Source organism: Streptomyces sp. NPDC033221, assembly GCF_055577005.1.
In genome coordinates, this window is the sequence record NZ_JBVIQN010000052.1 from 1 (window position 1) to 19,870 (window position 19,870).

Consider the following 19,870-nt stretch of genomic DNA (forward strand, 5'->3'; position numbering starts at 1 on the left):
CTCCCCCCCCCCTCCCCCCCCCCTCTCCCCCCCCCCCCCCCCCCCCCCCCTTCCTCCTCCCCCCCCCCCCCCCCCCCCCCGGCCGGCGTGCCGCCGGGCGCCCGGCCGGTGATCGCGCTGATCGACGACGAGAGCGACCTCGTCGCGATGTCCCGGGCCTGTCTGGAACGTGAGGGCTTCGCCGTGGTGGCGGCGCCCGACGCCCGGTCGGGGCGCGCCGTACTGCGCGGCGAGCCGGTCGACCTGGTGGTGCTGGATGTGGGGCTGCCGGACGGCAACGGCCTGGACCTGCTGCGCGGTGTACGGCACACCGACGGGCCGCCGGTGATCATCGTCACCGGGCGCGGCGAGGAGACCGACCGGGTGCTCGGGCTGGAACTGGGCGCCGACGATTACCTGGTCAAACCGTTCTCCCAGCGGGAACTGGCCGCCCGCATCCGGGCCGTGCTGCGCCGGACGGCGCCCGGCCACGGCGCGGGGCGGGCGGGGGAGCCGGGACCGGTGCGCAGGCTGGGCGAGCTGACCGTCGACACCGGAGCCCGGCAGGTCCGGACCCCGGGCGGGCCGATCGCCTTCACCCCACGCGAATACGCGCTGGTGGAGTTCCTCGCGACCGCCCCCGGACAGACCTTCTCCGCCGTCCAGTTGCTGGACCGGGTATGGGACAGGGACGGCTGGCAGACACCGGCCACGGTCGCCGAACACGTCTACCGCGTACGGCGCAAACTGTCGGCCAGCGGTGTCCGTACGCCGCGGATCATGACGGTACGCGGCTTCGGCTACCGGCTCGACATCACGGCGCAGGACCACTGAGCGGCACACGGAACGCGGGACGAGGTGAGACGCCCATGACTTCCGGCCAAGGACCGGTTCATCGCCACCCTCTCGCACGAACTGCGCAACCCCTTGGCCGCAGTACAGGCGGCCGTCGAGCTGCTCGCCCTCGACAACCCGGCCGGGCACCCGGCGCTCGCCGTACTGCAACGGCAGCTCACCGACATGGTCCGGATGACCGACGACCTGCTGGACGCGGCCAAGGCGCTGACCGGCCGCCTCCTGCTGGTCCGCGAACGCCTCGACCTGCGGGCCGTCATCGCCACCGCGGTCCACGACATCCGGCCCGAATACGTCCGCGCCGCCCGCGAACTGCGGGTCTCGCTCCCGTCCCGGCCGGTGCCCGTCGAGGGCGACCGCGTCCGCCTCGCCCAGATGACCGCCAATCTGCTCAGCAACGGCCGCAAGTACACCAGGTCCGGCGGGACGGTGACCATCGCGCTGGACACGGCGGCCGCGCCCGGCGGCGGAAGCCACGCCGTGACGACGGTCAGCGACGACGGCATCGGGTTCGACCCGGCCACCGCCGACACCCTGTTCGAGGCGTTCGTGCGGGCCGCCGGGGCCGTCGGTGCCGGGGCGGGCGGGCTCGGCCTGGGGCTGCCGATCGTCCGCGGCATCGCCGAACTGCACGGTGGGACGGTACGGGCGCACAGCGACGGTCCGGGCAGCGGCGCGAGTTTCCGCGTACGGCTCCCGGTCGCGGCGCCCTCCCCGGCCCCCGGCCGCCCGGCGGACGAGCAGGCCCCGGCCGTACCGCGTCCGCCCCTGAACATCCTGGTCATCGAGGACAACACCGACCTCGCCACCACCTACCGCACCCTGCTCGAACGGCACGGTGACACGGTGACGGTCTGCCTCACCGGCCGCGACGGCCTGGCCGCCGCCGGCGCCGCACCGTACGACCTGATCCTCAGCGACCTCGCCCTGCCCGACGTGCACGGGCATCAGATCGCCCGCCGGCTGCGCGAGACGCTTCCGCCCGGCCGCACTCGGCTGATCGCCGTCTCCGGCTTCAGCCAGGACGCCGACCGCGCCGGGTCGGCCCGCTCCGGGTTCGACGCCCACCTGGCCAAGCCGCTGAGCCTCGCCGCCCTCGACCGGCTGCTGGTCCGCTGGGCGAACGACCCGGCCCCCTGGCCACTCGGGCCCCGCCCATCCCGTACATCCGCCCGTCCCGCCCGGACCACTGACCGACGAGCGCCGATGCGGTGGTGCGCACCGGTGCTGGAGGAGTGATGCGGGTTCGGGGGATCAGGGGCGGCGGGCGACTTCGCGCAGACGGCTCGGCTGGCTGCCCCAGTTACGGGTGCGGGCCCGGATGCGGCGCCGGTCGCCGAAGGCATGCAGGCGCTCCACGAAGTGCAGGCCCGCGGAGTCCATGAAGGAGACCTCCGCGATGTCCAGGGTCACGCTGCTCGTCACGGTCGGCAGTTCGTCCAGGGCCTGGTCGAGAAGGCGTACGGAAGCGCAGTCGATCTCTCCTCGGGGGCTGAGCACGGCCCGGTGGCCGTGCAGGCGGGTGCGGACCGTCAAGATGTCTACGAAGTCCGGGCCAGACAGTTCTGTCTCAGGGGCCATGCCCTTACCGTGTCAGGGTCGGACGAGCCTGTCCACAATCACCACCACGTTCGTCAGGGGGACCCGATGGCTCCAGGGGACGCGACGGCCACCGAAACCACGGTGCCGGCAGCCCGTCCGCCCGCCCAGGCACGCGAGCGCATCCTGGAGACGGCCTACGAGCTGTTCTCCCGGCGCGGCATCCGCGCGGTCGGCGTCGACGAGGTGATCGCCCGCTCCCGAGTGGCGAAGGCCACGCTCTACCGCAACTTCCCCTCGAAGGACGCCCTGGTGCTGGCGTTCCTGGAGCGCCGCGAGCAGCGCTGGACCCGGGGCTTCGTGGAGGCCGGCGCGCGGCGGCGGGGCGCGGACCCGGAGGAGCGGCTGCTCGCCGTCTTCGATGTGTTCGACGAGTGGTTCCGCGAGTCCGGCTTTGACGCCTGCACCTTCATCAACGTGCTGCTGGAAATGGGCTGGGACCACCCGCTCGGCCGGGCGTGCATCGGTCACCTGGAGAACATCCGCGCCATCGTGCGGTCCCTGGCCGAGGAGGCCGGGCTCCGGGACACCGACAACTTCGCCCGCTCCTGGCACATCCTCATGAAGGGGTCGATCATCTCGGCGGCCGAGGGCGACACCGAGGCCGCCCGGCGGGCACAGGACATGGCCCGTGCCCTCATCGAACGGCACCGCTGAGGCCCCGCACCAGCAGCCCCGGCCGCGGATCACGACGATGACCGTGCGCGTCCCGCTCGCCCATTGGGACGGCACGCCCCGCTGACCAGCCGCGCTGTTAGCTTGGGCGGCATGCCCGAGCCCATGGATGCCTTCGACGGGGTACGCGCCGCCACCGACTGCCTGGACCTGCTGCCCGAACCGGTCGCCGCCGCGATCCGCGGCTGGCGGGGCACCGTACCCGTCGAACAGTTCCACTACGTGGACACCGACCCCGCGATCGCCGAAACCGCCGTCCTCGTCGAACACCACGGCTCGTGGCTCCTGGAGCAGTCGGCGAACTGCGTCGTCGTGGCGGGCAAGCGCGGCGGCGCCGTCACGCTCGCAGCCTGCGTGGTCCTCTCGCACACCCGGGTCGACGTCAACGGCGCTGTACGACGCCAACTCGGCGCCCGCAAGGCGTCCTTCGCGCCCATGGACACCGCCGTGGGGGAGAGCGGCATGGAGTACGGCGGCATCACCCCGATCGGGCTGGCCGCTGCTGGTGGACGCGGCCGTGGCGGACACTCCGTACGCGCTGATCGGCAGCGGCAGCCGCCGCGGCAAACTCATCGTGCCGGGCAAGGCACTGGCCGAACTGCCGGGCGCGACCGTCCTCGACGGGCTGGGGACGGCCCCGGGGGAGTAGGGCTGCGGCCGCCTCCACCGCGATCGGTGACGGCGTCGGGAGGTCCGGGTGTCCGGCGCGCGCCGTCGGCTGTCCGAGCTGATGAGCGCCCTGTCCGGAGGGGACCGGATACGTCCGGCCCGTGTCCGGTTCCTGTCTGACCCGTGTCCGGTCCACGTCCGGTCCACGTCCGGAAGCATGCACTCTTGGCGGAATCTCCTATAGCCGTACGGGGATGCGTGGCCCGATCATTCGCGCCATGGACACCAGGGGGAGCACGGACCCGGCCGAGGCCCGTGATGTGGCCGCATTCCTCGCGATGCTGCGGGAACTCAAGGAGCACCGGGGACTGACATACCGCCAGCTCGAACAACGCGCCGCCGCGCGGGGCGAGGTGCTGGCCCGCAGCACTCTCGCGGACGTGCTGAGCGGCCGGCGCCTGCCCCGCCCGGAAGTCCTGGCCGTCTTCGTACGCGCCTGCGGCGAGGACGACGAACGGGCCACGGCCTGGCTCGACGCCCGCGAGAACGTCGCCGCCCGGGCCCGCACGGCAACGACGGAACCGGTCACGCCACCGACGACGCCGGACACCGCCGACCACCGCCCCCGGCGCCGGCCGCTCCCCACCCGGGCCCGCCGGACGCCGGTGCTGATCGCGTCGGCCGTCGCCGCCGTCCTCGCCGCCACCACCGCCTGGATACTGACCTCGGACGCCCTCACCTCCACGAAGGCCCCCGCAGCCGACGGGCCGGCCGACCGGCAGAGCGGCCACCGGACCGAACGCAACGACACTCCGGCAGGCGCCAAGTCCGAAGCACGGGCCCGGGGCGCCGCGGTCCCCGCCGGCTGGCTGCGCATCCGCCCGGCCGCGGCCCCCGGCCTGTGCGTGACCGACGGACGCGTCCAGGACGAGCGTTACCCCTCCCTCGTGGCCGTACAGCGGCCGTGCGAAGGCGTGGCCCCGCAGCGCACCGCACTCGAACCGGTGGGTACGGACACCTACCGCATCGCCTGGGTGCACCCCGTCCACGGAAAGGGCTGCCTGAAGGCCCTGTCGGGCGGAGCGGCGGACGGCCTGCTGGAACCGTGGGAAGCCTGTGCCCAGGCAAGCGGCTTCCGCGTCGAGCCCAAGTCCGGCCGCTACGTCTTCCGCACCGACGGCGGCCAGTGCCTCGGCGTGCGGGGTGCCCGTACGACCCCCGGCGCCGAAGTGACACTGCAACGGTGCACCGGCCGCGACAACCAGACATTCCTCATCGACGCCGCGCCGACGCCTACGCCCTGAACTCCCGCCCGTTGACGGACCGGAACATCAACCGGCGAGACGGGGTATCTCAATGGCCGGGCAGCGGTCCATCACCATGTCCAGGCCCGCGGCCCGTGCCCGGTCGTACGCTGCTTCGTCGATCACGCCGAGCTGGAACCAGACCGCCTTGGCGCCGATTTCCACGGCTTCGTCGGCGATGCCGCCCGCCACGTCGCTGTTGACGAAGACGTCCACCACGTCGACCGGGAAGGGGATCGCAGCCAGGGACGGGTACCCCTGCTCGCCGTGGACCGTCTCGGCCTTGGGGTGGACCGGGACGATGCGCTTGCCGTAGCGCTGGAGGACGCCGGCGACGCCGTACGCCGCGCGGTTCCGGTTGCCGGACAGGCCCACGACGGCCCAGGTGTCGCCGGTTTCCCGAAGGATCCTGCGGATCGTCGCCGGATCGCCGTACACAGCTGCCTCCTGTGGGTCGGACCGGGGTCCGTTGGTTGTGGCCGTACGTCGGCGGCCTTCTGCACCGGTCAACGTGTGCGAGGGGACGAAGATTCCCACGGGTACCGGTTCGCGTTGGGTGTGGGTCTCCGCCCGGGTGCCGCAGGACGGGGCGGTCACGCTGCCGAGGACGACGCCCGCGATGAAGACGACCGTTGCCAGGACGGCACGTGAGGCCGGGGCGGGGGAGAGAAGCAGCACGGACGGGGCATGGGACAGGGGGCGGAGCCGGAAGTGCGCCGCGCTGCCGTCCTCCAGTGGAGCGGCCGCGCTGAGGCCCAGTCGCGCCACCGCCTCCCGGGTAGTGCCGGTGGTACAGCTCCGGGAAGTGCCCCACCTGCCCGCCGCGCACCGCACGGGTCAGAGCGGCGTCGGGCAGTGCGTGGCGCGATGACCGCTGGCCGCGGAGGTCGGGCACGGAGAACACCCCTCGTTTCCGGTGGCGGGCCGCCCGGCCGCCGCGCCGCCCGCCTCGGGCGCGGCCGGCCGCCGGGTGCAAGGGGCCCGATGCTGCCGTGCCCGGACCGGCGGCCGCCGGAATTCATCCGGGGGCGACAAGAATCGCCCTCGGGTGCCGTGGCCGTACTGGGGGACGGGGTGGTTGCGGCGGCGCATAAGGTGGCCTGATGCAGGAGCAGTACCGGACTCTCGCGCGCGAGGGTGTCCACGAGATCGAGATCAACAAGTCCCGCTTCATCTGCGCGCTCGCCCCCATCGCGACCGAGACCGAGGCCCAGGACTTCATCGCGCGTATCCGCAAGGAGCACCCCACCGCGCGGCACCACTGCTTCGCGTACGTCCTCGGGGCCGACGGCGGGGTGCAGAAGGCCAGTGACGACGGCGAGCCGGGCGGGACCGCCGGTGTGCCGATGCTCCAGATGCTGGTGCGCCGCGAGGTCAGGTACGTCGTCGCGGTCGTCACCCGCTATTTCGGCGGCGTCAAGCTGGGGGCCGGCGGCCTGATCCGTGCGTACGGAGGTGTCGTGGGGGAGGCCCTGGACGCGCTCGGCACGGTCACCCGGCAGCGCTTCCGCCTGGTCACCGTCACCGTGGACCACCAGCGCGCGGGGCGGGTGGAGAACGATCTGCGGACCACGGGCCGGGCCGTGCGCGAGGTGACGTACGGGTCTGACGTACGGATCGAGGTGGGGCTGCCGGAGTCCGACCTGGACGCCTTCCGCGCCTGGCTGGCCGATGCGACGGCGGGCACGGCGGGTCTGGAACTGGGCGGAGAGGCTTACGGGTAGTTCTTCGTAGCCTTTCGGGGTCTGAGTTCTTCCGAGGTTTAGGCGCGCAGCAGCTCCGTCAGCGTGTCGTACGCCTGCTGGACGAACGCGACGCGCAGGCCCGGCGCGCAGTTGGCCAGTGCGACCAGTGCGGTGTCGTCCTGTGGGGCGAATCCGACGAAGGCCATGCAGCCGCGGGTGCCGCCCGTGTGGTGGTAGAGGCTGTGGCCGTCGGGCCGGGGGCGGATGTTCCAGATCAGGGCGAGCCGGGAGGTCTTGCGGGGGAGGACGAGCCGGGGGCGGATGACGTCCTCCAGGGCGGTGCGCAACGGCGCCGACGGTACGCCGGTGACGTCGGCGGTCCCCGGGCTGACCAGCGCCTCGGCCAGGGTCAGCAGGTCGCGCGCGCTGGAGCGGACGGCGCCGGCGCCGGGCAGGCCCGGGATGCTGAACGGCGGCCGGGGGCGGCGGTGCCAGTAGCCGGTGACCTGGGTGGTTCCGGGGGGCGGATCGGCTGTGGCGCTGGTGTCGTGCAGGCCGAGGGGCCGCAGGACGCGGGCCGCGAGCAGGTCTTCGTACGGGAGTCCGCCGGCCGCGCCGCACAGGGCGTGTCCCAGGAGGCCGACCCCGAAGTTGGAGTACCGCATCCGCGTGCCCGGCCGGGCACGCAGCCGGGTGCGGGCCAGGGCGCGCAGCACATCCGCGCGCGTGAATCCGGCGTAGGGGTTGGTCAGGAGACGGCCGGCGGCGGAGTGCAGCAGTCCCGGAGGCAGGCGGGGCAGGCCCGCGGTGTGGGTGGCCAGGTGGGTGAGGGTGATGTCCGTACCGCGTACGGGAACCTGTGCGCCCGGAGGCAGGTGGCGGGCGGCGGGATCGTGGTGGCCCACCTCGCCCCGGGCGGCGTGTTCGGCGAAGAGCAGCGCGGTGAACGTCTTGGTGAGCGAGCCGACCTCGAAGCGGGTGGACGGTTCCACCGGCATCCCGCCCTCGAACACGGTGCTGCCCCGGACGAGGAAGGACCGCTGCCCGCGCCGGTACAGGCCGACGGCGACGGCACTCGCGTCCGGGGCGGCCGACAGCAGCGATGCCGGCAGGCCTGGCGGCAGTGCCTCGGGCGGGCCGGATTCCGGCGCGGCCGGTGTCCCCGGCGGCGTCATGGGCCGGGCTGTCCCGCGTCGCCCAGCGCCCGGGTGAGGGCGATGGTGCCCGCGACGACGGCCACGACGGTGGGGTGCTGGTGGGCGTCGAAGAGTTCGGCCGGGTCGCCTTCGACGGGCTGGTCGTCGCGGGGCACGAGCCCGTCGTCGCGCTGCAGGCCGGCCAGCCGCTGCCAGTCGTCGGTCTCCGCCCAGGGCTCGGGCAGACAGGTGCCGACGATCATCAGCTCGGCCACCAGGTCCCACTGGCCGCACTCCGCCCAGATGTCGGTCCACACCGGCAGCCACCGGGTCAGGTACTCCACGAGCTCGGCGGGGAGCCGGGCGGGCAGGCGGCCCCAGTCGGTGAGGTGGAAGGCGGCGTGGGTGACGCCGTAACCGGTCAGCCAGTCGATGTGCCAGGGCTCGGGCCTGGCGCCGAGCCAGGTGGCCTCGGTCAGGGTGGCCCAGTCGTAGGCTGCCGTGCCCTGGTCGAGGCCGATGACGCGCGCGGAGTTGGCGACCGCGAGCCGCCGGTTCGGTACGTGCTCCACGGCGTGTGTCGAGCGCAGGGTGACCGTGTGGGCGAGCAGGCGGTCCAGCTCCGGGTGTTGGTAGCCGCCGCGGACGAAGTGGGCGTAGGTCTCCATCGGGTCGGTCTTGAGCGGGTGGCGCAGCAGTCGCTCGTACAGCAGCGCACCGCTGTCCACCTGCTGCCAGCAGAACTCCAGCAGCTCGCGGGCCAGGGCCAGTTCGGCCGTGCCCGCGACGCCGCTGCGCAGGACCAGGGAGGCCGCGAGGGCCGCCTCACCGAGGCCTTTGTACGCGTCGGCGTCGTCGACGAGGTCGGCCCGGGGGCAGTCGGAGAGTTTGCCGTACTCGCGGTTGGCGTGCAGCCAGGTCAGGGCCCGGGAGCCGATGGCGTGCGCGGTCCGCGCCGGGGCCGGGCTCATATCTCCTCCAGGCCGAGCAGCCGGCGGGCGACGGCGGTGTCCAGGGCGGGGCGGTCGCCGCCGCCGAGCAGCCCGATGTGTTCGGTCAGGGGCACGGGGTCCAGCGGCAGCTCGGTCCCGTCGGCCCGGAGCCAGGCGAGCCAGCGGGTGATCCGGGCGGCGGTGGGGTGGTCACGCCGCAGGGTGGCGCGGGTGGCACCGCGGGCCAGGCCCAGGGCGCCGGTCCGGGCGGCGGCGTGCACCGGTCCGTCGAGCCCCGGCAGGGCCAGTGAGGCCAGTTTTCCCATCCGTACGGACCAGGACACCCAGCCTTCCCGCGCGAAGGCGCCGGGGCCGCCCGGGCGGTCGTCACCGGCCGCTTCGGTGGTCGGTGGCAGGCCGCGGGGTGTGGCGTCGTCGCACAGCGGAGGGCCTTGGGGGAGGGGCGCAGCCCGTACCGGCGAGCCGGCGGGGTCGAGGCGGGCCAGTACGGTGGCCAGACCCCAGTCGATCCAGGCCATGACCCATGCCTCTTCGGTGCCCGCGGGGGGCGCCGGAACGGGCGCCTCATCCGGCGGCAGGGCACTGAGTGCCAGGCTGATGGCGTCCGTTTCGCCGGCGGGAGGGGCCTGACCGTTCAGTACGTACGGCGCGAGGACGTCCGCCCCCAGGATGCGGATGGCGCCCAGCGCCACCGCCGGGTCGCCTCCGGACTCCGCCGCCGCGGCTTCCACGTGGAGCGCGGCCACGGCTGCGCCCCCGGTGCCCCGGAGGGCATCGAGGGCGCGACGGGCCAACTGGTCGGCCGATTCGCTGTGGGCGGTCCGTGAACGCTCGGAGATCACCGGCGCTTCGTTTCCTTCGGCTCCTTGGGCGAGATCAGGAGCCCCAGGAGCAGGACGCCCCATGCGGCGCCGTGCGGTGCGGGGACCGGTGCGTCGCTCAGCGGGGCTTCGGGCTGGGCCGCGACCCACCCCAGTGCTTCCTTGTCGAGTGTGAGGCCGGTGGGCTGGAGAGTCTGGGCAAGCATCATTCGCTCCCTCGAAGAGATGTCATCACCAAGGTCCGGTGATGCCCCCGATGCCACCTCCCAAAGTACTCCTATGTCGACAAATCGACCATTCGTGTGCAAAGGGAGTTCCGGCCGGCGGGATCGCCTGTGCGCAGGGGCAATGCCCGCGGTGCCGGGGCGGGTGGCGCGGAGCCCGCCACAGCTGACCAGCCGTCAATTCAGGGGCTGCCGCGCCTCATCCGAACAGCTCCTCCGCCGTCGAGTCCGTCACGCTCGCGCCCATGTTGCGCTCCATCATCCGCAGCGCGGCGTCGGCAAGGTCGGCGTGGATGTGTGCCACCGCGTCGCGCGGGACCGTGACGTCCAGGTGGCGGATGTGCGCGTCGAGGGCCGAGTACAGAACGCACTGCTCGGTCACCTGGCCACAGAGCACTATCCGCCCGATGCCGTGCTGGCCGAGCAGGTACTCCAGCGGCGTCTCGTAGAAGATCGAGTGCCGGGCCTTGACCACGAACAGCGAGGAGTCGTCGGGGCGGAGCGGCTCCACCAGGTCCGCGTGCGGTCCGTCCAGCGCCGTGCGGAGGATCTCGTCGTGGTGCGAACGCCAGCGGCCGAAGTTGTCGTTGACGTAGATGACTTCCACGTCCGAGCCCTTCGCACGGGCCCGCTCCAGCACCCGCAGCATGCCGGGCAGCGCGTCACGTACCGACGGCAGCAACTGCTCGGCGTCCGCGTGTTCATACGTGTTGATCATGTCGATCACGATGAGCGCCGTACGCATGTCAGCCGTTCCCCTCGACGAGCACCCGGACCGTCTTCAGCTCGGGGTCGGCCGCGTCGGGCACGTTCATCCCGGCCCGCACCCCGCTCGTCAGATAGCGCACCACGGGCTCGTCGAGCCGTTCGCCGGGCAGCGCGGCCGGGATGCCCGGCGGGTAGGGCGTCAGCATCTCCGCCACGATCCGGCCGGCCGCCGCGCTCGCCGGTACGTCCTCGACCTCGCCGAAGTAGGCGTCGCGCGGCAGGCACACCTGCTCCAGCCGCAGTTCACCCGGCGTCGGCACCTCGACCTCGGGCGCCGGCCGCAACTCGGCGGCGTGCCGCGACAGGTCGCGCAGGGCGTCGAGCAGTATCCCGGCGGTCGAGTCGTCGTCGGCGTGGGTCAGCTGGGCGCTGATCCGCCGGTGGTCGGCGAGGTGGGCGTCGACGGAGCGGTGTTCGCGCAGCCAGTCGGCGGCCCGATAGCCGGACGTGCCGAGCCCGCTGACGTCGATCACCACGGGCAGCGGGTCGAAGTCGTCGGCCAGCCCCGGACCGCAGAAGTCGGCCCGGTCGTTGACGTGCAGCCCGTCGATCTCCTCGATGGCGGCCCGTACCCGCGCGGCCAGGTCCAGGGCCCGGCCTACGAGGTCGTGGCCCCGCAGGGCCATCTGCCGCCGCCAGCCGTCCAGGCCCGCGTACAGCAGCACCGAAGGGCTGGTCGTACCGAACAGGTCCGCCCGGGACTTCAGCACGGTCGGCCGGACCAGGTCGCCCTGGAGATGGAACACCGACCCCTGCTCCAGGCCGCTGCCCATCTTGTGGATGCTCGTCACACAGACATCGGCGCCGGCGTCCATCGCCCAGGAGGGCAGATCTGGGTGGAAGGGCAGATGCGCTCCCCACGCCTCGTCCACGACCAGCGGGCGCTCCCGCCGGTGGCACACCTCCGCCAGCCCGTCCAGGTCCGCGCAGGTGCCGTACGGCGTCGGACTGGTCACCAGCGCGCCGCGGGCGTCGGGATGCTCCTCGAAAGCCCGCTCGAACGCCTCGACCGACGGCGGATGGGCGATCCGGCGCTCCTCGTCCCACTGCGGGTCCACCCAGATCGGCCGGACGCCGGACAGGATCAGACCCGACACCACCGACTTGTGCGCGTCCCGGCCGACCAGCAGCTTCTCGTGCGGCCCAGCGACGGACAGCATCGCCGCCTTGACGGACAGGGAGCTGCCGCAGGTGGAGAAGAACGTGTGCGAGGCGTGCACCGCGTCCGCCATCAGCGCCTCGGCCCGCTCCAGCACCCGGCCCGTGCCCAGCCGGTCGTCCAGACCGCCGGAGGCCAGCAGATCGCTGAGGAAGACCGCGTCGCCCAGCACCTCCCGCACCAGCGGGTCGGCGCCGCGGGCCTGCTTGTGCCCCGGCGGGGTGAACGAGACCTCCCCGGCCTGCCGGTATCGGGCCAGCGCCTCCAGAACCGGTGCCTGTGTGTGATCGACAGCCATGCGCCAGGGGTTCCCCGGGCCCGGACGGGTCAATCACCGTACCGTCCGATTCCGCCCGTGGCGCGGCTCACCCGTACGGCGACGGAACGGGCACCCGGGCGGGTCCGCGGCGGCACGGTCCGGGCGCGCCCCGGCGCTCGTGGATCTTTGCCGGCCGGTACGGGTTTTCCCTGACCGGCGCGGGGAACCCGCCCTCGCGCCGCCGGTCGGCACCGGCGGCACCGGCCTGCCGCCACCGGGGCCGCGCTTGCCGCCCCCGCTCGCAGCCGGGGCTCCGGCGGGCGAGCCTTTGAGGAGGCACCCGCCGCCGGGCCGATCGCCGTGGCGGACCGCAGACGCGCTGGAGGAGAAGCGATGGGCGTGCGCAAACGGGTTCGCGACTGGCCCGTGTACCGGCAGCTGACCGGTGGCGACCCGCTGGGCCGGGGCCGCGCCGCGATGTCGCCGTACACGGAGCGGCTGCGCCCGCGGACGGACTCCGCCGACCGGATGGTGCGCTCCGTCTGCCCGTACTGCGCGGTCGGCTGCGGCCAGCAGGTGTACGTCAAGGACGAGCGGGTCGTACAGATCGAGGGCGATCCGGACTCGCCCGTCAGCCGTGGCCGGCTCTGCCCCAAGGGGTCGGCGACGCTCCAGCTCACCACCGGCTCGTCCCGCCGTCACCAGGTGCTGTACCGGCCCCCGTACGCCACGGACTGGGAGCCGCTGGACCTGGAGACGGCCATGGACATGGTCGCCGACCGGGTCGTGGAGACCCGCCGCCGCACCTGGGAGTGGGAGTCCGACGAGGGGCTGTACACGGCACGCACCCTGGGCATCGCCAGCCTGGGCGGCGCCACCCTCGACAACGAGGAGAACTACCTCATCAAGAAGCTGCTGACCGGCCTCGGCGTGGTCCAGGTGGAGAACCAGGCCCGGGTCTGCCACAGCTCCACCGTCGCCGGTCTCGGCACCTCCTTCGGGCGCGGCGGCGCGACCACCTTCATGCAGGACCTCCAGCACGCCGACTGCATCGTCATCCAGGGCTCCAACTTCGCCGAGGCGCACCCGGTCGGCTTCCAGTGGGTGATGGAGGCCAAGGCCCGCGGCGCCCGCGTCATCCACGTCGACCCGCGGTTCACCCGTACCAGCGCCCTGGCCGACCTGCACGTCCCCCTGCGGGCGGGCAGCGACATCGCCTTCCTCGGCGGGATCATCAACCATGTCCTGACCGAGGAGAAGGACTTCCGTGACTACGTCCTGAACTACACCAACGCCGCCACCCTGGTCGGCGAGGACTTCCGGGACACCGAGGACCTGGCCGGTGTCTTCTCCGGTCTGGACGCGGACGGGACCCACTACGACACCCTGAGCTGGCAGTACGAGGGCGTCGACGTCCAGGCGCCGTCGGGCGAGGTGGACGAGCTGTACGAGGTCCGCGTCCAGGAGGCCGGCGGCTCGGAGTCGCACGGCTCCGGCGGGGCCCGCACCGGGCAGCAGGCGCCGCGCGACGAGGCGCTCCGGCACCCGCGCTGTGTCTACCAGGTCCTCAAGCGCCACTACGCCCGCTACACCCCCGAGATGGTGGAGCGGATCTGCGGAGTGCCGCAGGAAACGTTCCTGCGGGTGTGCGAAGACCTGACCGCCAACTCGGGCCGCGACCGCACCAGCGCCTTCTGCTACGCGGTCGGCTGGACCCAGCACTCGGTCGGCGCGCAGTACATCCGGGCCGCGAGCATCCTGCAACTGCTCCTCGGCAACATCGGCCGCCCCGGCGGCGGCATCCAGGCCCTGCGCGGCCACGCCTCCATCCAGGGCTCCAGCGACATCCCCACCCTCTTCAACCTGCTGCCCGGCTACCTCCCCATGCCGCACGCCCACGCGCACGAGGACCTGGACACGTTCGTCGAGGCGACCCGTACCGTGAAGGGCTTCTGGGGTGACATGCGCGCCTACCTCGTCAGCCTGCTCAAGTCGTACTACGGCGACGCGGCCACCGCCGACAATGATTACTGCTTCGGCCACCTGCCGCGCCTGACCGGCGCGCACGCCACATACGAGACCGTCATGGCGCAGCTCGACGGCACCTGCAAGGGCTACTTCCTGATGGGGGAGAACCCCGCCGTCGGCTCCGCCAACACCCGCCTGCAACGCCTGGGCATGGCCAACCTGGAGTGGCTGGTCGTACGGGACTTCTCGCTCATCGAGTCGGCGACCTGGTGGCAGGACGGCCCGGAGACCGAGACGGGCGAACTGCGCACCGAGGACATCGGCACCGAGGTGTTCTTCTTCCCGGCCGCCGCGCACACCGAGAAGTCCGGCTCCTTCACCAACACCAACCGGTGGGTGCAGTGGCACCACGCGGCCGTCGAACCGGACGGCGACGCCCGCAGCGACCTGTGGTTCATGTACCACCTCGGCCGGCGCATCAAGGCGAAGCTGGCCGCCTCAACCGACCCCATGGACCGGCCGGTACAGGACCTGACCTGGGACTACCCGGTGGAAGGGCCGTTGCGGGAGCCGGTCGCCGACGCCGTGCTCGCCGAGATCAACGGAACCGGCCCGGACGGCGCCCCGCTGACCGCGTACACGGAGCTGAAGGACGACGGCTCGACGAAGTGCGGCTGCTGGATCTACTGCGGCGTCTACGCGGACGGCGTCAACCAGGCGGCCCGCAAGAAGCCGCACACCGAACAGGACTGGGTCGCCAAGGAATGGGCCTGGGCCTGGCCCGCCAACCGCCGCATCCTCTACAACCGCGCGTCGGCCGCCCCGGACGGCACACCGTGGAGCGAACGCAAGGCGTACGTGTGGTGGGACGCGGCGGAAGGTACATGGACCGGCCACGACGTCCCGGACTTCATCCCCGACCGCGCCCCCGACTTCGAGCCGCCGGACGGTGCGACCGGCCCCGACGCACTGCGCGGCGACGACCCGTTCATCATGCAGGCGGACGGCAAGGGCTGGCTGTACGTACCCGCCGGCCTCGTGGACGGGCCGCTGCCCACCCACTACGAGCCGCAGGACTCCCCGTTCGGCAACGCCCTCTACCCGTCCACACCGCGCTCACCGGTCCGCCGCCTGCACCCCCACGAAGGCAACCGCTACCACCCCAGCGGCGATGAACCCGGCGCCGACGTCTACCCGTACATCGTCACCACCCACCGGCTCACCGAGCACTTCACCGCGGGCGGCATGAGCCGCTGGTCGCCGTATCTCGCCGAACTCCAGCCGGAGCTGTTCTGCGAGATCTCCCCGCAGCTCGCCGCCGAACGCGGCCTGGAGCACATGGGCTGGGCCACCATCATCACCGCCCGGAACGCCATCGAGGCCCGCGTCATGGTCACCCGCCGGATCTCCTCCCTCACCGTCGAGGGCCGTACGGTCCACCAGATCGGCCTGCCCTTCCACTGGGGACCCAATGGCGTGGTCACCGGCGACGCCGCCAACGAACTGGTGGCCATCGCCCTCGACCCCAACGCCCACATCCAGGAGGACAAGGCGCTCACCGCGGACATCCGGCCGGGACGCCGGCCGCGCGGACCCGGCCTGCCGGACCTGGTCGCGGCCTACCGCGAGCGCGCCGGCATCGACGCGACCACCGGAACGGAGCCCCGCCCGTGACCGACCACCTGCTCGGCGACCACTCGCCCGGTGACCGCCTGCTCGGCGACCGCCTGCTCAGCGGCGTCGAACCCGACCCGGCCGGGGACGCGGGCCACCCCGACGCCCCGCCCCGCACGGGCTTCTTCACCGACACGTCGGTGTGCATCGGCTGCAAGGCGTGCGAAGTGGCCTGCAAGGAGTGGAACGCTTTGCCCGAGGACGGACTGTCCCTCTCGGGGATGAGCTACGACAACACCCAGGGGCTGGGCGCGTCGACGTGGCGGCACGTGGCTTTCGTCGAACAGCCGGTGCCCGCGCCCGAGGGACGCACGGAACTGCCGCTCGCCGGCACACCGGACAACGACGGCTCGCCGGAAACCGCTGGCTCCGGTGGCTCGGGCGGCGAACTGCGCTGGCTGATGGCCTCCGACGTCTGCAAACACTGCACCCACGCCGCCTGCCTGGACGTCTGCCCCACGGGCTCGCTCTTCCGCACCGAGTTCGGCACGGTCGTCGTCCAGGAGGACATCTGCAACGGCTGCGGCTACTGCGTACCCGCCTGCCCGTACGGCGTCATTGAGCAACGCCCCTCAGACGGCCGCGCCTTCAAATGCACCCTGTGCTACGACCGGCTCGGCGCCGGACAGGAACCCGCCTGCGCCAAGGCCTGCCCGACCGAATCCATCCAGTACGGGCCGCTGGACGAACTCCGCGAGCGCGCCGCGCTCCGCGTCGACCAGCTCCACGCGGCAGGCGTCACCGACGCACGCCTGTACGGACACGAACCGGACGACGGCGTTGGCGGGGACGGCGCGTTCTTCCTCCTCCTCGACGAACCGGAGGTCTACGGCCTGCCGCCGGACCCCGTCGTCACCACCCGCGACCTGCCCGCCATGTGGAAGCACGCGGGCACCGCGGCGTTCTCGCTGGCCGGCGGCGTCGCGCTGTCGTTCGCCGTGCCCGCACTGCACCACCTGGCCAGGTCCACCGGACGGAAGGGATGGCGATGACCGGCTCCGATGTCACCCGCGAGGGCCCGGAGGGCGAACGCCCGGGCCGGGACGCCGCGCCGGCGATGCTGCGGGGCGGGCCGGGCGCCGACGGGCGAGGGCGGCGCAAGGGCGGCAAGCGCGGCCGTGGCGGCCGCGGTGAACAGCTCATGGCGCCCCCGGCCGAGTTCCAGTCGTACTACGGCAGGCCGATCATCAAGGCGCCCGCCTGGCGCGCCCGGGACATCGCCGGGTACTTCTTCCTCGGCGGCCTGGCCGGCGCGGGATCGGTACTGGCCGCCGGAGCCCACGCGACGGGCCGCACCACCACCGCGACCGCGATGAAGATCTCCTCCGTCGCGGCGGTCACCCTGTCCACCGCCGCGCTCGTCAACGACCTCGGCAGGCCGGGCCGGTTCGCGAACATGCTGCGGGTCGTCAAGCCGACCTCGCCGATGAGCGTCGGCTCCTGGCTGCTGGCCGCCTACGGGCCGGCAGCGGGCGCCGCGGCCGCCTCGGCCGTCACCGGGAAGCTGCCCAGGACGGGCGCCCTGGCCACCGGCGCCGCGGCGCTCCTCGGCCCGGCCGTCGCCACCTACACAGCGGTCCTCGCGGCGGACACCGCCGTCCCCGCGTGGCACGGCGCCCACCGCGAACTCCCGTACCTGTTCGCCGCCTCGGCGACGGCCGCCGCCTCCGGGATGGCGCTCGTCGTCGGCCCCGTACGGGAGACCGCACCCGCCCGCTGCGCCGCGGTCCTGGCCGCGGTCGCCGACGAAGCGGTGACCAAGGCCGCCGAACGGCGCCTCGGCATGGTCGCGGAGACCTACCGGACAGGGCGGGCCGGCACGCTGCTCCGCACGGCGAGCGCGCTCACCGCGGCCGGAGCCGCCGTGGGCGCCGTCTGCGGAGGCCGCTCACGACCGCTGGCCGTCGCGGGCGGTCTGGCCCTGCTCGCCGGTTCCGCGTGCACCCGCTTCGGGATCTTCGCGGCCGGCATCGCCTCCGCCGAGGACCCGAAATACACCGTCGTACCCCAACGGGCGGCCAAGGAAGCCCGCCGCACCACCCCAACGCACAGCGCGGAGAGGACTCAGCCCATATGACCCGCACACCCCACAACGACGAGCCGGCCCAGGTCGTGCTCAGCGCACAGTCCCCGGCCGATGCCGAGGCCGTGTTCAGCACACTGCGCAGCTGCTTCGACTCCGACCGCGCCGACGGCGACACCCCGCACGAACAGCCGCACCAGCCCGGACATCCGACGGTCTGGACCGAGAACTTCGAGACCTCGGAAGTACACGGCGGCGTGGAGAAGAACACCCAGCTGTCCGCCGCCGTCACCGTCGACCTCCAGGGCAGCCACCTGGCGGTGGACCGGCTGCGGGACGTGCTGACGCGCGCGTTCGCCGTCCGTACGGAAGGCACGGTGTCGGGCGACCAGGAAGTCGAGCTGCAACTCGTCCTGGAAAACGCGGACAAGAACTGACCGCTTCTCGCCGGAGAATACCGCTCGTCCGGCACGGACGGGCGCGGAGCAGCCTCAGTCCTGCTCCGCGCCCGCCCCTTCTGCGACCGGGACCCTCACCCCGGCGACGAACCGGGGCCCCTCAGCCCCGGCCGCCCGTGCGGTTCCCGGCCCTCACGGCCCCGTAGCCCGGGCCAGGTACCGGTCATAGGCATCCGCCGTGAAGAACGCCGGCAGTTCGCGCGCCAGAGCCGTGCGTTCGAGGATCGCGCGGGCTTCGGCGGCCGGCCCCCGCGGATCCTCCTGCGCCCACGCGGCGCACTCCTCGTCGAGCAGCCTGCGGACGGCGTCCCGGCCGACGGCACCGTGGCGCAGCCACTGCCAGATCTGGCAGCGGGCGATCTCGGCCGCCGCCGCGTCCTCCATCAGGCCGTCGAGAACCACCGCGCCGGAGCCGCGCAGCCAGGCGCCGAAGTAGCGCAGCGCGAGCCCGAGGTTGGCGCGCACACCCTGCTCGGTCGGCGGTCCCGCGGTGCGCCGGACGGCCAGCAGCTGGTCGGCGGTGACGTCGACGTCGTCCCGGGTGCGGTCGATCTGGTGCGGCCGCCCGTCCAGCACGCCGTCGAAGATGTCGCGGCAGAAGGGGACGAGCCCGGGGTGGGCGACCCACGTCCCGTCGAAGCCGTCCTCCGCCTCACGCTCCTTGTCGAGCCGCACCGTGGCGAGCGCCGCCTCGTCGGCCGTCGGGGCGCGGCCCGGGACGTGCGCCGCCATACCGCCGATGGCGTGCGCGCCGCGCCGGTGACAGGTACGCACCAGCAGATCGGTGTAGGCCCTCAGGAACGGCGCCGTCATGGTGATCTTCGTACGGTCCGGGAGGGAGAAGTCGGGCCGGTGTGCGAACGTCTTGATGAGGCTGAACAGGTAGTCCCAGCGCCCGGCGTTGAGCCCGGCGCTGTGCTCGCGCAGCTCGTACAGGATCTCCTCCATCTCGAAGGCGGCGGTGACCGTCTCGATCAGGACGGTGGCGCGTACGGTGCCCCGCGGAATGCCCAGCAGATCCTGGGCGAGCAGGAAGACGTCGTTCCACAGCCGGGCGTCGCAGGCGTTCTCCAGCTTGGGAAGGTAGAAGTACGGGCCGGACCCGGCGTCGATCTGCCGCTGCGCGCAGTGGAAGAAGTAGAGCCCGAAGTCGACCAGCGAGGCGGGTACGGGACGCCCGTCGACGAGCAGATGGCGTTCGGTCAGATGCCAGCCACGGGGGCGGACGACGATCGTCGCGAGCCGCTCGCCCAGCCGGTACTCCCGGCCCTCCGGGGTGGTGAAGTCGATACGCCGCTCGACGGCGTCCAAGAGGTTCAGCTGCCCGCCGATGATGTTGTCCCAGGTGGGGGACGTGGCGTCCTCGAAGTCGGCGAGCCACACCTGGGCGCCCGAAGTGAGCGCCTCGACCGTCGTCCGCCGGTCCGGCGGACCGGTGATCTCCACCCGGCGGTCGCTGAGCCCCGGCGCGGGCGGCGCGACCCGCCAGCGCGGATCGGCGCGGACGGCCGCGGTGGCCCGCGAGAAGTCGAGCGGCGAACCGGAGGAGAGCCGCAGGGAGCGGCGGCGGCGCTCGGTGAGCACCTCCCGGTGCCGGTCGGCGAAGGCCGTGGCGAGGCGCCCGACGAAGTCCAGCGCGGCCGGCGTGAGAATCTCGCCGAAGCGGTGGCCCGGAAGGCCGAGCACCTGGATGTGGTGGGTCAGTTCAGTGGTGGACATGG

At 73.0% G+C, this 19,870-nt stretch carries 18 protein-coding genes and 2 pseudogenes; 11 read left to right on the forward strand and 9 right to left on the reverse strand.

Going from position 1 to position 19,870, the window contains the following annotated elements; translation table 11 throughout:
- The first annotated feature begins 108 nt into the window (after positions 1–108).
- The 3 genes and pseudogenes from ACZ53K_RS39175 to ACZ53K_RS39185 all read left to right on the forward strand — a co-directional run bounded on the left by ACZ53K_RS39175 (position 109) and on the right by ACZ53K_RS39185 (position 2,073).
- Entirely contained in the window at positions 109–813 is a 705-nt protein-coding gene (locus ACZ53K_RS39175; protein ID WP_468846856.1) for a response regulator transcription factor, read from the forward strand.
- A gap of 57 nt (positions 814–870) precedes the next feature.
- A pseudogene (locus ACZ53K_RS39180) lies at positions 871–1,029 on the forward strand (histidine kinase dimerization/phospho-acceptor domain-containing protein); the annotation flags it as partial.
- Positions 1,009–2,073: a hybrid sensor histidine kinase/response regulator gene (locus tag ACZ53K_RS39185; RefSeq protein ID WP_468846948.1), complete on the forward strand. Its 1,065-nt coding sequence runs from the start codon at positions 1,009–1,011 to the stop codon at positions 2,071–2,073. The pseudogene ACZ53K_RS39180 and the gene ACZ53K_RS39185, both read left to right, overlap by 21 nt.
- Positions 2,074–2,088: 15 nt before the next feature.
- On the opposite strand, the gene ACZ53K_RS39190 is transcribed toward ACZ53K_RS39185, so the two are convergent.
- Positions 2,089–2,415, reverse strand: a complete 327-nt coding sequence (locus tag ACZ53K_RS39190) for an STAS domain-containing protein (RefSeq protein ID WP_468846859.1) — start codon at positions 2,413–2,415, stop codon at positions 2,089–2,091.
- Positions 2,416–2,481: 66 nt separating this feature from the next.
- Here ACZ53K_RS39190 and ACZ53K_RS39195 point away from each other — a divergent pair, with 66 nt between their 5' ends.
- The 3 genes and pseudogenes from ACZ53K_RS39195 (at position 2,482) to ACZ53K_RS39205 (ending at position 5,021) form a co-directional block, all read left to right on the forward strand.
- Positions 2,482–3,090 (forward strand): TetR/AcrR family transcriptional regulator, encoded by a 609-nt coding sequence (locus ACZ53K_RS39195; protein ID WP_468846862.1) that lies wholly within the window; start codon positions 2,482–2,484, stop codon positions 3,088–3,090.
- 111 nt (positions 3,091–3,201) lie between these two features.
- A pseudogene (locus tag ACZ53K_RS39200) lies at positions 3,202–3,757 on the forward strand (YbaK/EbsC family protein).
- 238 nt (positions 3,758–3,995) lie between these two features.
- Positions 3,996–5,021 (forward strand): helix-turn-helix domain-containing protein, encoded by a 1,026-nt coding sequence (locus ACZ53K_RS39205; RefSeq protein ID WP_468846864.1) that lies wholly within the window; start codon positions 3,996–3,998, stop codon positions 5,019–5,021.
- A 27-nt stretch (positions 5,022–5,048) separates the two neighbouring features.
- Here ACZ53K_RS39205 and ACZ53K_RS39210 read toward each other — a convergent pair whose 3' ends face one another.
- Entirely contained in the window at positions 5,049–5,459 is a 411-nt protein-coding gene (locus tag ACZ53K_RS39210; protein WP_468846950.1) for a CoA-binding protein, read from the reverse strand.
- Between the two features lie 665 nt (positions 5,460–6,124).
- Between ACZ53K_RS39210 and ACZ53K_RS39215 the strand changes: the two genes are divergently transcribed.
- Entirely contained in the window at positions 6,125–6,745 is a 621-nt protein-coding gene (locus ACZ53K_RS39215; protein ID WP_468846867.1) for a YigZ family protein, read from the forward strand.
- Between the two features lie 38 nt (positions 6,746–6,783).
- Here the strand turns inward: ACZ53K_RS39215 and ACZ53K_RS39220 are convergent, their stop codons facing one another.
- The 6 genes from ACZ53K_RS39220 to ACZ53K_RS39245 form a co-directional block, all read right to left on the reverse strand.
- Positions 6,784–7,881 (reverse strand): serine hydrolase domain-containing protein, encoded by a 1,098-nt coding sequence (locus ACZ53K_RS39220; RefSeq protein ID WP_468846870.1) that lies wholly within the window; start codon positions 7,879–7,881, stop codon positions 6,784–6,786.
- Positions 7,878–8,813 (reverse strand): DUF6895 family protein, encoded by a 936-nt coding sequence (locus ACZ53K_RS39225; protein WP_468846872.1) that lies wholly within the window; start codon positions 8,811–8,813, stop codon positions 7,878–7,880. The genes ACZ53K_RS39220 and ACZ53K_RS39225 overlap by 4 nt, the downstream gene beginning before the upstream one ends.
- On the reverse strand, positions 8,810–9,637 hold the full coding sequence (locus ACZ53K_RS39230) for a hypothetical protein (protein WP_468846875.1): 828 nt from the start codon (positions 9,635–9,637) through the stop codon (positions 8,810–8,812). The genes ACZ53K_RS39225 and ACZ53K_RS39230 overlap by 4 nt, the downstream gene beginning before the upstream one ends.
- The gene (locus tag ACZ53K_RS39235; protein ID WP_199930990.1) at positions 9,634–9,822 is read right to left on the reverse strand and encodes a hypothetical protein; all 189 of its coding nucleotides are present in this window, start codon (positions 9,820–9,822) and stop codon (positions 9,634–9,636) included. The genes ACZ53K_RS39230 and ACZ53K_RS39235 overlap by 4 nt, the downstream gene beginning before the upstream one ends.
- Positions 9,823–10,039: 217 nt before the next feature.
- Positions 10,040–10,585, reverse strand: coding sequence for a cysteine hydrolase family protein (locus ACZ53K_RS39240; protein ID WP_468846879.1), 546 nt, complete (start codon positions 10,583–10,585; stop codon positions 10,040–10,042).
- A 1-nt stretch (position 10,586) separates the two neighbouring features.
- The gene (locus ACZ53K_RS39245) at positions 10,587–12,065 is read right to left on the reverse strand and encodes an aminotransferase class I/II-fold pyridoxal phosphate-dependent enzyme (RefSeq protein WP_468846882.1); all 1,479 of its coding nucleotides are present in this window, start codon (positions 12,063–12,065) and stop codon (positions 10,587–10,589) included.
- Positions 12,066–12,419: 354 nt separating this feature from the next.
- Here ACZ53K_RS39245 and fdh point away from each other — a divergent pair, with 354 nt between their 5' ends.
- The 4 genes from fdh to ACZ53K_RS39265 are packed head-to-tail and all read left to right on the forward strand — an operon-like array spanning position 12,420 to position 18,128.
- Positions 12,420–15,668, forward strand: a complete 3,249-nt coding sequence (gene fdh, locus ACZ53K_RS39250) for a formate dehydrogenase (protein ID WP_468846885.1) — start codon at positions 12,420–12,422, stop codon at positions 15,666–15,668.
- A 38-nt stretch (positions 15,669–15,706) separates the two neighbouring features.
- Positions 15,707–16,660 (forward strand): 4Fe-4S dicluster domain-containing protein, encoded by a 954-nt coding sequence (locus ACZ53K_RS39255; RefSeq protein ID WP_468846954.1) that lies wholly within the window; start codon positions 15,707–15,709, stop codon positions 16,658–16,660.
- The gene (gene nrfD / locus ACZ53K_RS39260) at positions 16,657–17,745 is read left to right on the forward strand and encodes an NrfD/PsrC family molybdoenzyme membrane anchor subunit (protein WP_468846888.1); all 1,089 of its coding nucleotides are present in this window, start codon (positions 16,657–16,659) and stop codon (positions 17,743–17,745) included. The genes ACZ53K_RS39255 and nrfD overlap by 4 nt, the downstream gene beginning before the upstream one ends.
- Positions 17,742–18,128, forward strand: coding sequence for a hypothetical protein (locus tag ACZ53K_RS39265; RefSeq protein WP_468846891.1), 387 nt, complete (start codon positions 17,742–17,744; stop codon positions 18,126–18,128). Before nrfD ends, ACZ53K_RS39265 begins: the two co-directional genes overlap by 4 nt.
- Positions 18,129–18,281: 153 nt before the next feature.
- Here the strand turns inward: ACZ53K_RS39265 and aceB are convergent, their stop codons facing one another.
- Positions 18,282–19,868, reverse strand: a complete 1,587-nt coding sequence (gene aceB, locus ACZ53K_RS39270; protein WP_468846894.1) for a malate synthase A — start codon at positions 19,866–19,868, stop codon at positions 18,282–18,284.
- Between the last annotated feature and the right edge of the window lie 2 nt (positions 19,869–19,870).

Excerpts from the sequence above, each read along its gene's own strand:
- ACZ53K_RS39265 (WP_468846891.1), top strand. The coding sequence starts at position 17,742 with ATGACCCGCACACCCCACAACGACGAGCCGGCCCAGGTCGTGCTCAGC.
- nrfD (WP_468846888.1), top strand. The coding sequence starts at position 16,657 with ATGACCGGCTCCGATGTCACCCGCGAGGGCCCGGAGGGCGAACGCCCG.
- fdh (WP_468846885.1), top strand. The coding sequence starts at position 12,420 with ATGGGCGTGCGCAAACGGGTTCGCGACTGGCCCGTGTACCGGCAGCTG.
- ACZ53K_RS39205 (WP_468846864.1), top strand. The coding sequence starts at position 3,996 with ATGGACACCAGGGGGAGCACGGACCCGGCCGAGGCCCGTGATGTGGCC.
- ACZ53K_RS39185 (WP_468846948.1), top strand. The coding sequence starts at position 1,009 with ATGACCGACGACCTGCTGGACGCGGCCAAGGCGCTGACCGGCCGCCTC.
- ACZ53K_RS39235 (WP_199930990.1), bottom strand. The coding sequence starts at position 9,822 with ATGCTTGCCCAGACTCTCCAGCCCACCGGCCTCACACTCGACAAGGAA.
- aceB (WP_468846894.1), bottom strand. The coding sequence starts at position 19,868 with ATGTCCACCACTGAACTGACCCACCACATCCAGGTGCTCGGCCTTCCG.
- ACZ53K_RS39240 (WP_468846879.1), bottom strand. The coding sequence starts at position 10,585 with ATGCGTACGGCGCTCATCGTGATCGACATGATCAACACGTATGAACAC.
- ACZ53K_RS39225 (WP_468846872.1), bottom strand. The coding sequence starts at position 8,813 with ATGAGCCCGGCCCCGGCGCGGACCGCGCACGCCATCGGCTCCCGGGCC.
- ACZ53K_RS39215 (WP_468846867.1), top strand. The coding sequence starts at position 6,125 with ATGCAGGAGCAGTACCGGACTCTCGCGCGCGAGGGTGTCCACGAGATC.
- ACZ53K_RS39220 (WP_468846870.1), bottom strand. The coding sequence starts at position 7,881 with ATGACGCCGCCGGGGACACCGGCCGCGCCGGAATCCGGCCCGCCCGAG.
- ACZ53K_RS39190 (WP_468846859.1), bottom strand. The coding sequence starts at position 2,415 with ATGGCCCCTGAGACAGAACTGTCTGGCCCGGACTTCGTAGACATCTTG.
- ACZ53K_RS39245 (WP_468846882.1), bottom strand. The coding sequence starts at position 12,065 with ATGGCTGTCGATCACACACAGGCACCGGTTCTGGAGGCGCTGGCCCGA.
- ACZ53K_RS39195 (WP_468846862.1), top strand. The coding sequence starts at position 2,482 with ATGGCTCCAGGGGACGCGACGGCCACCGAAACCACGGTGCCGGCAGCC.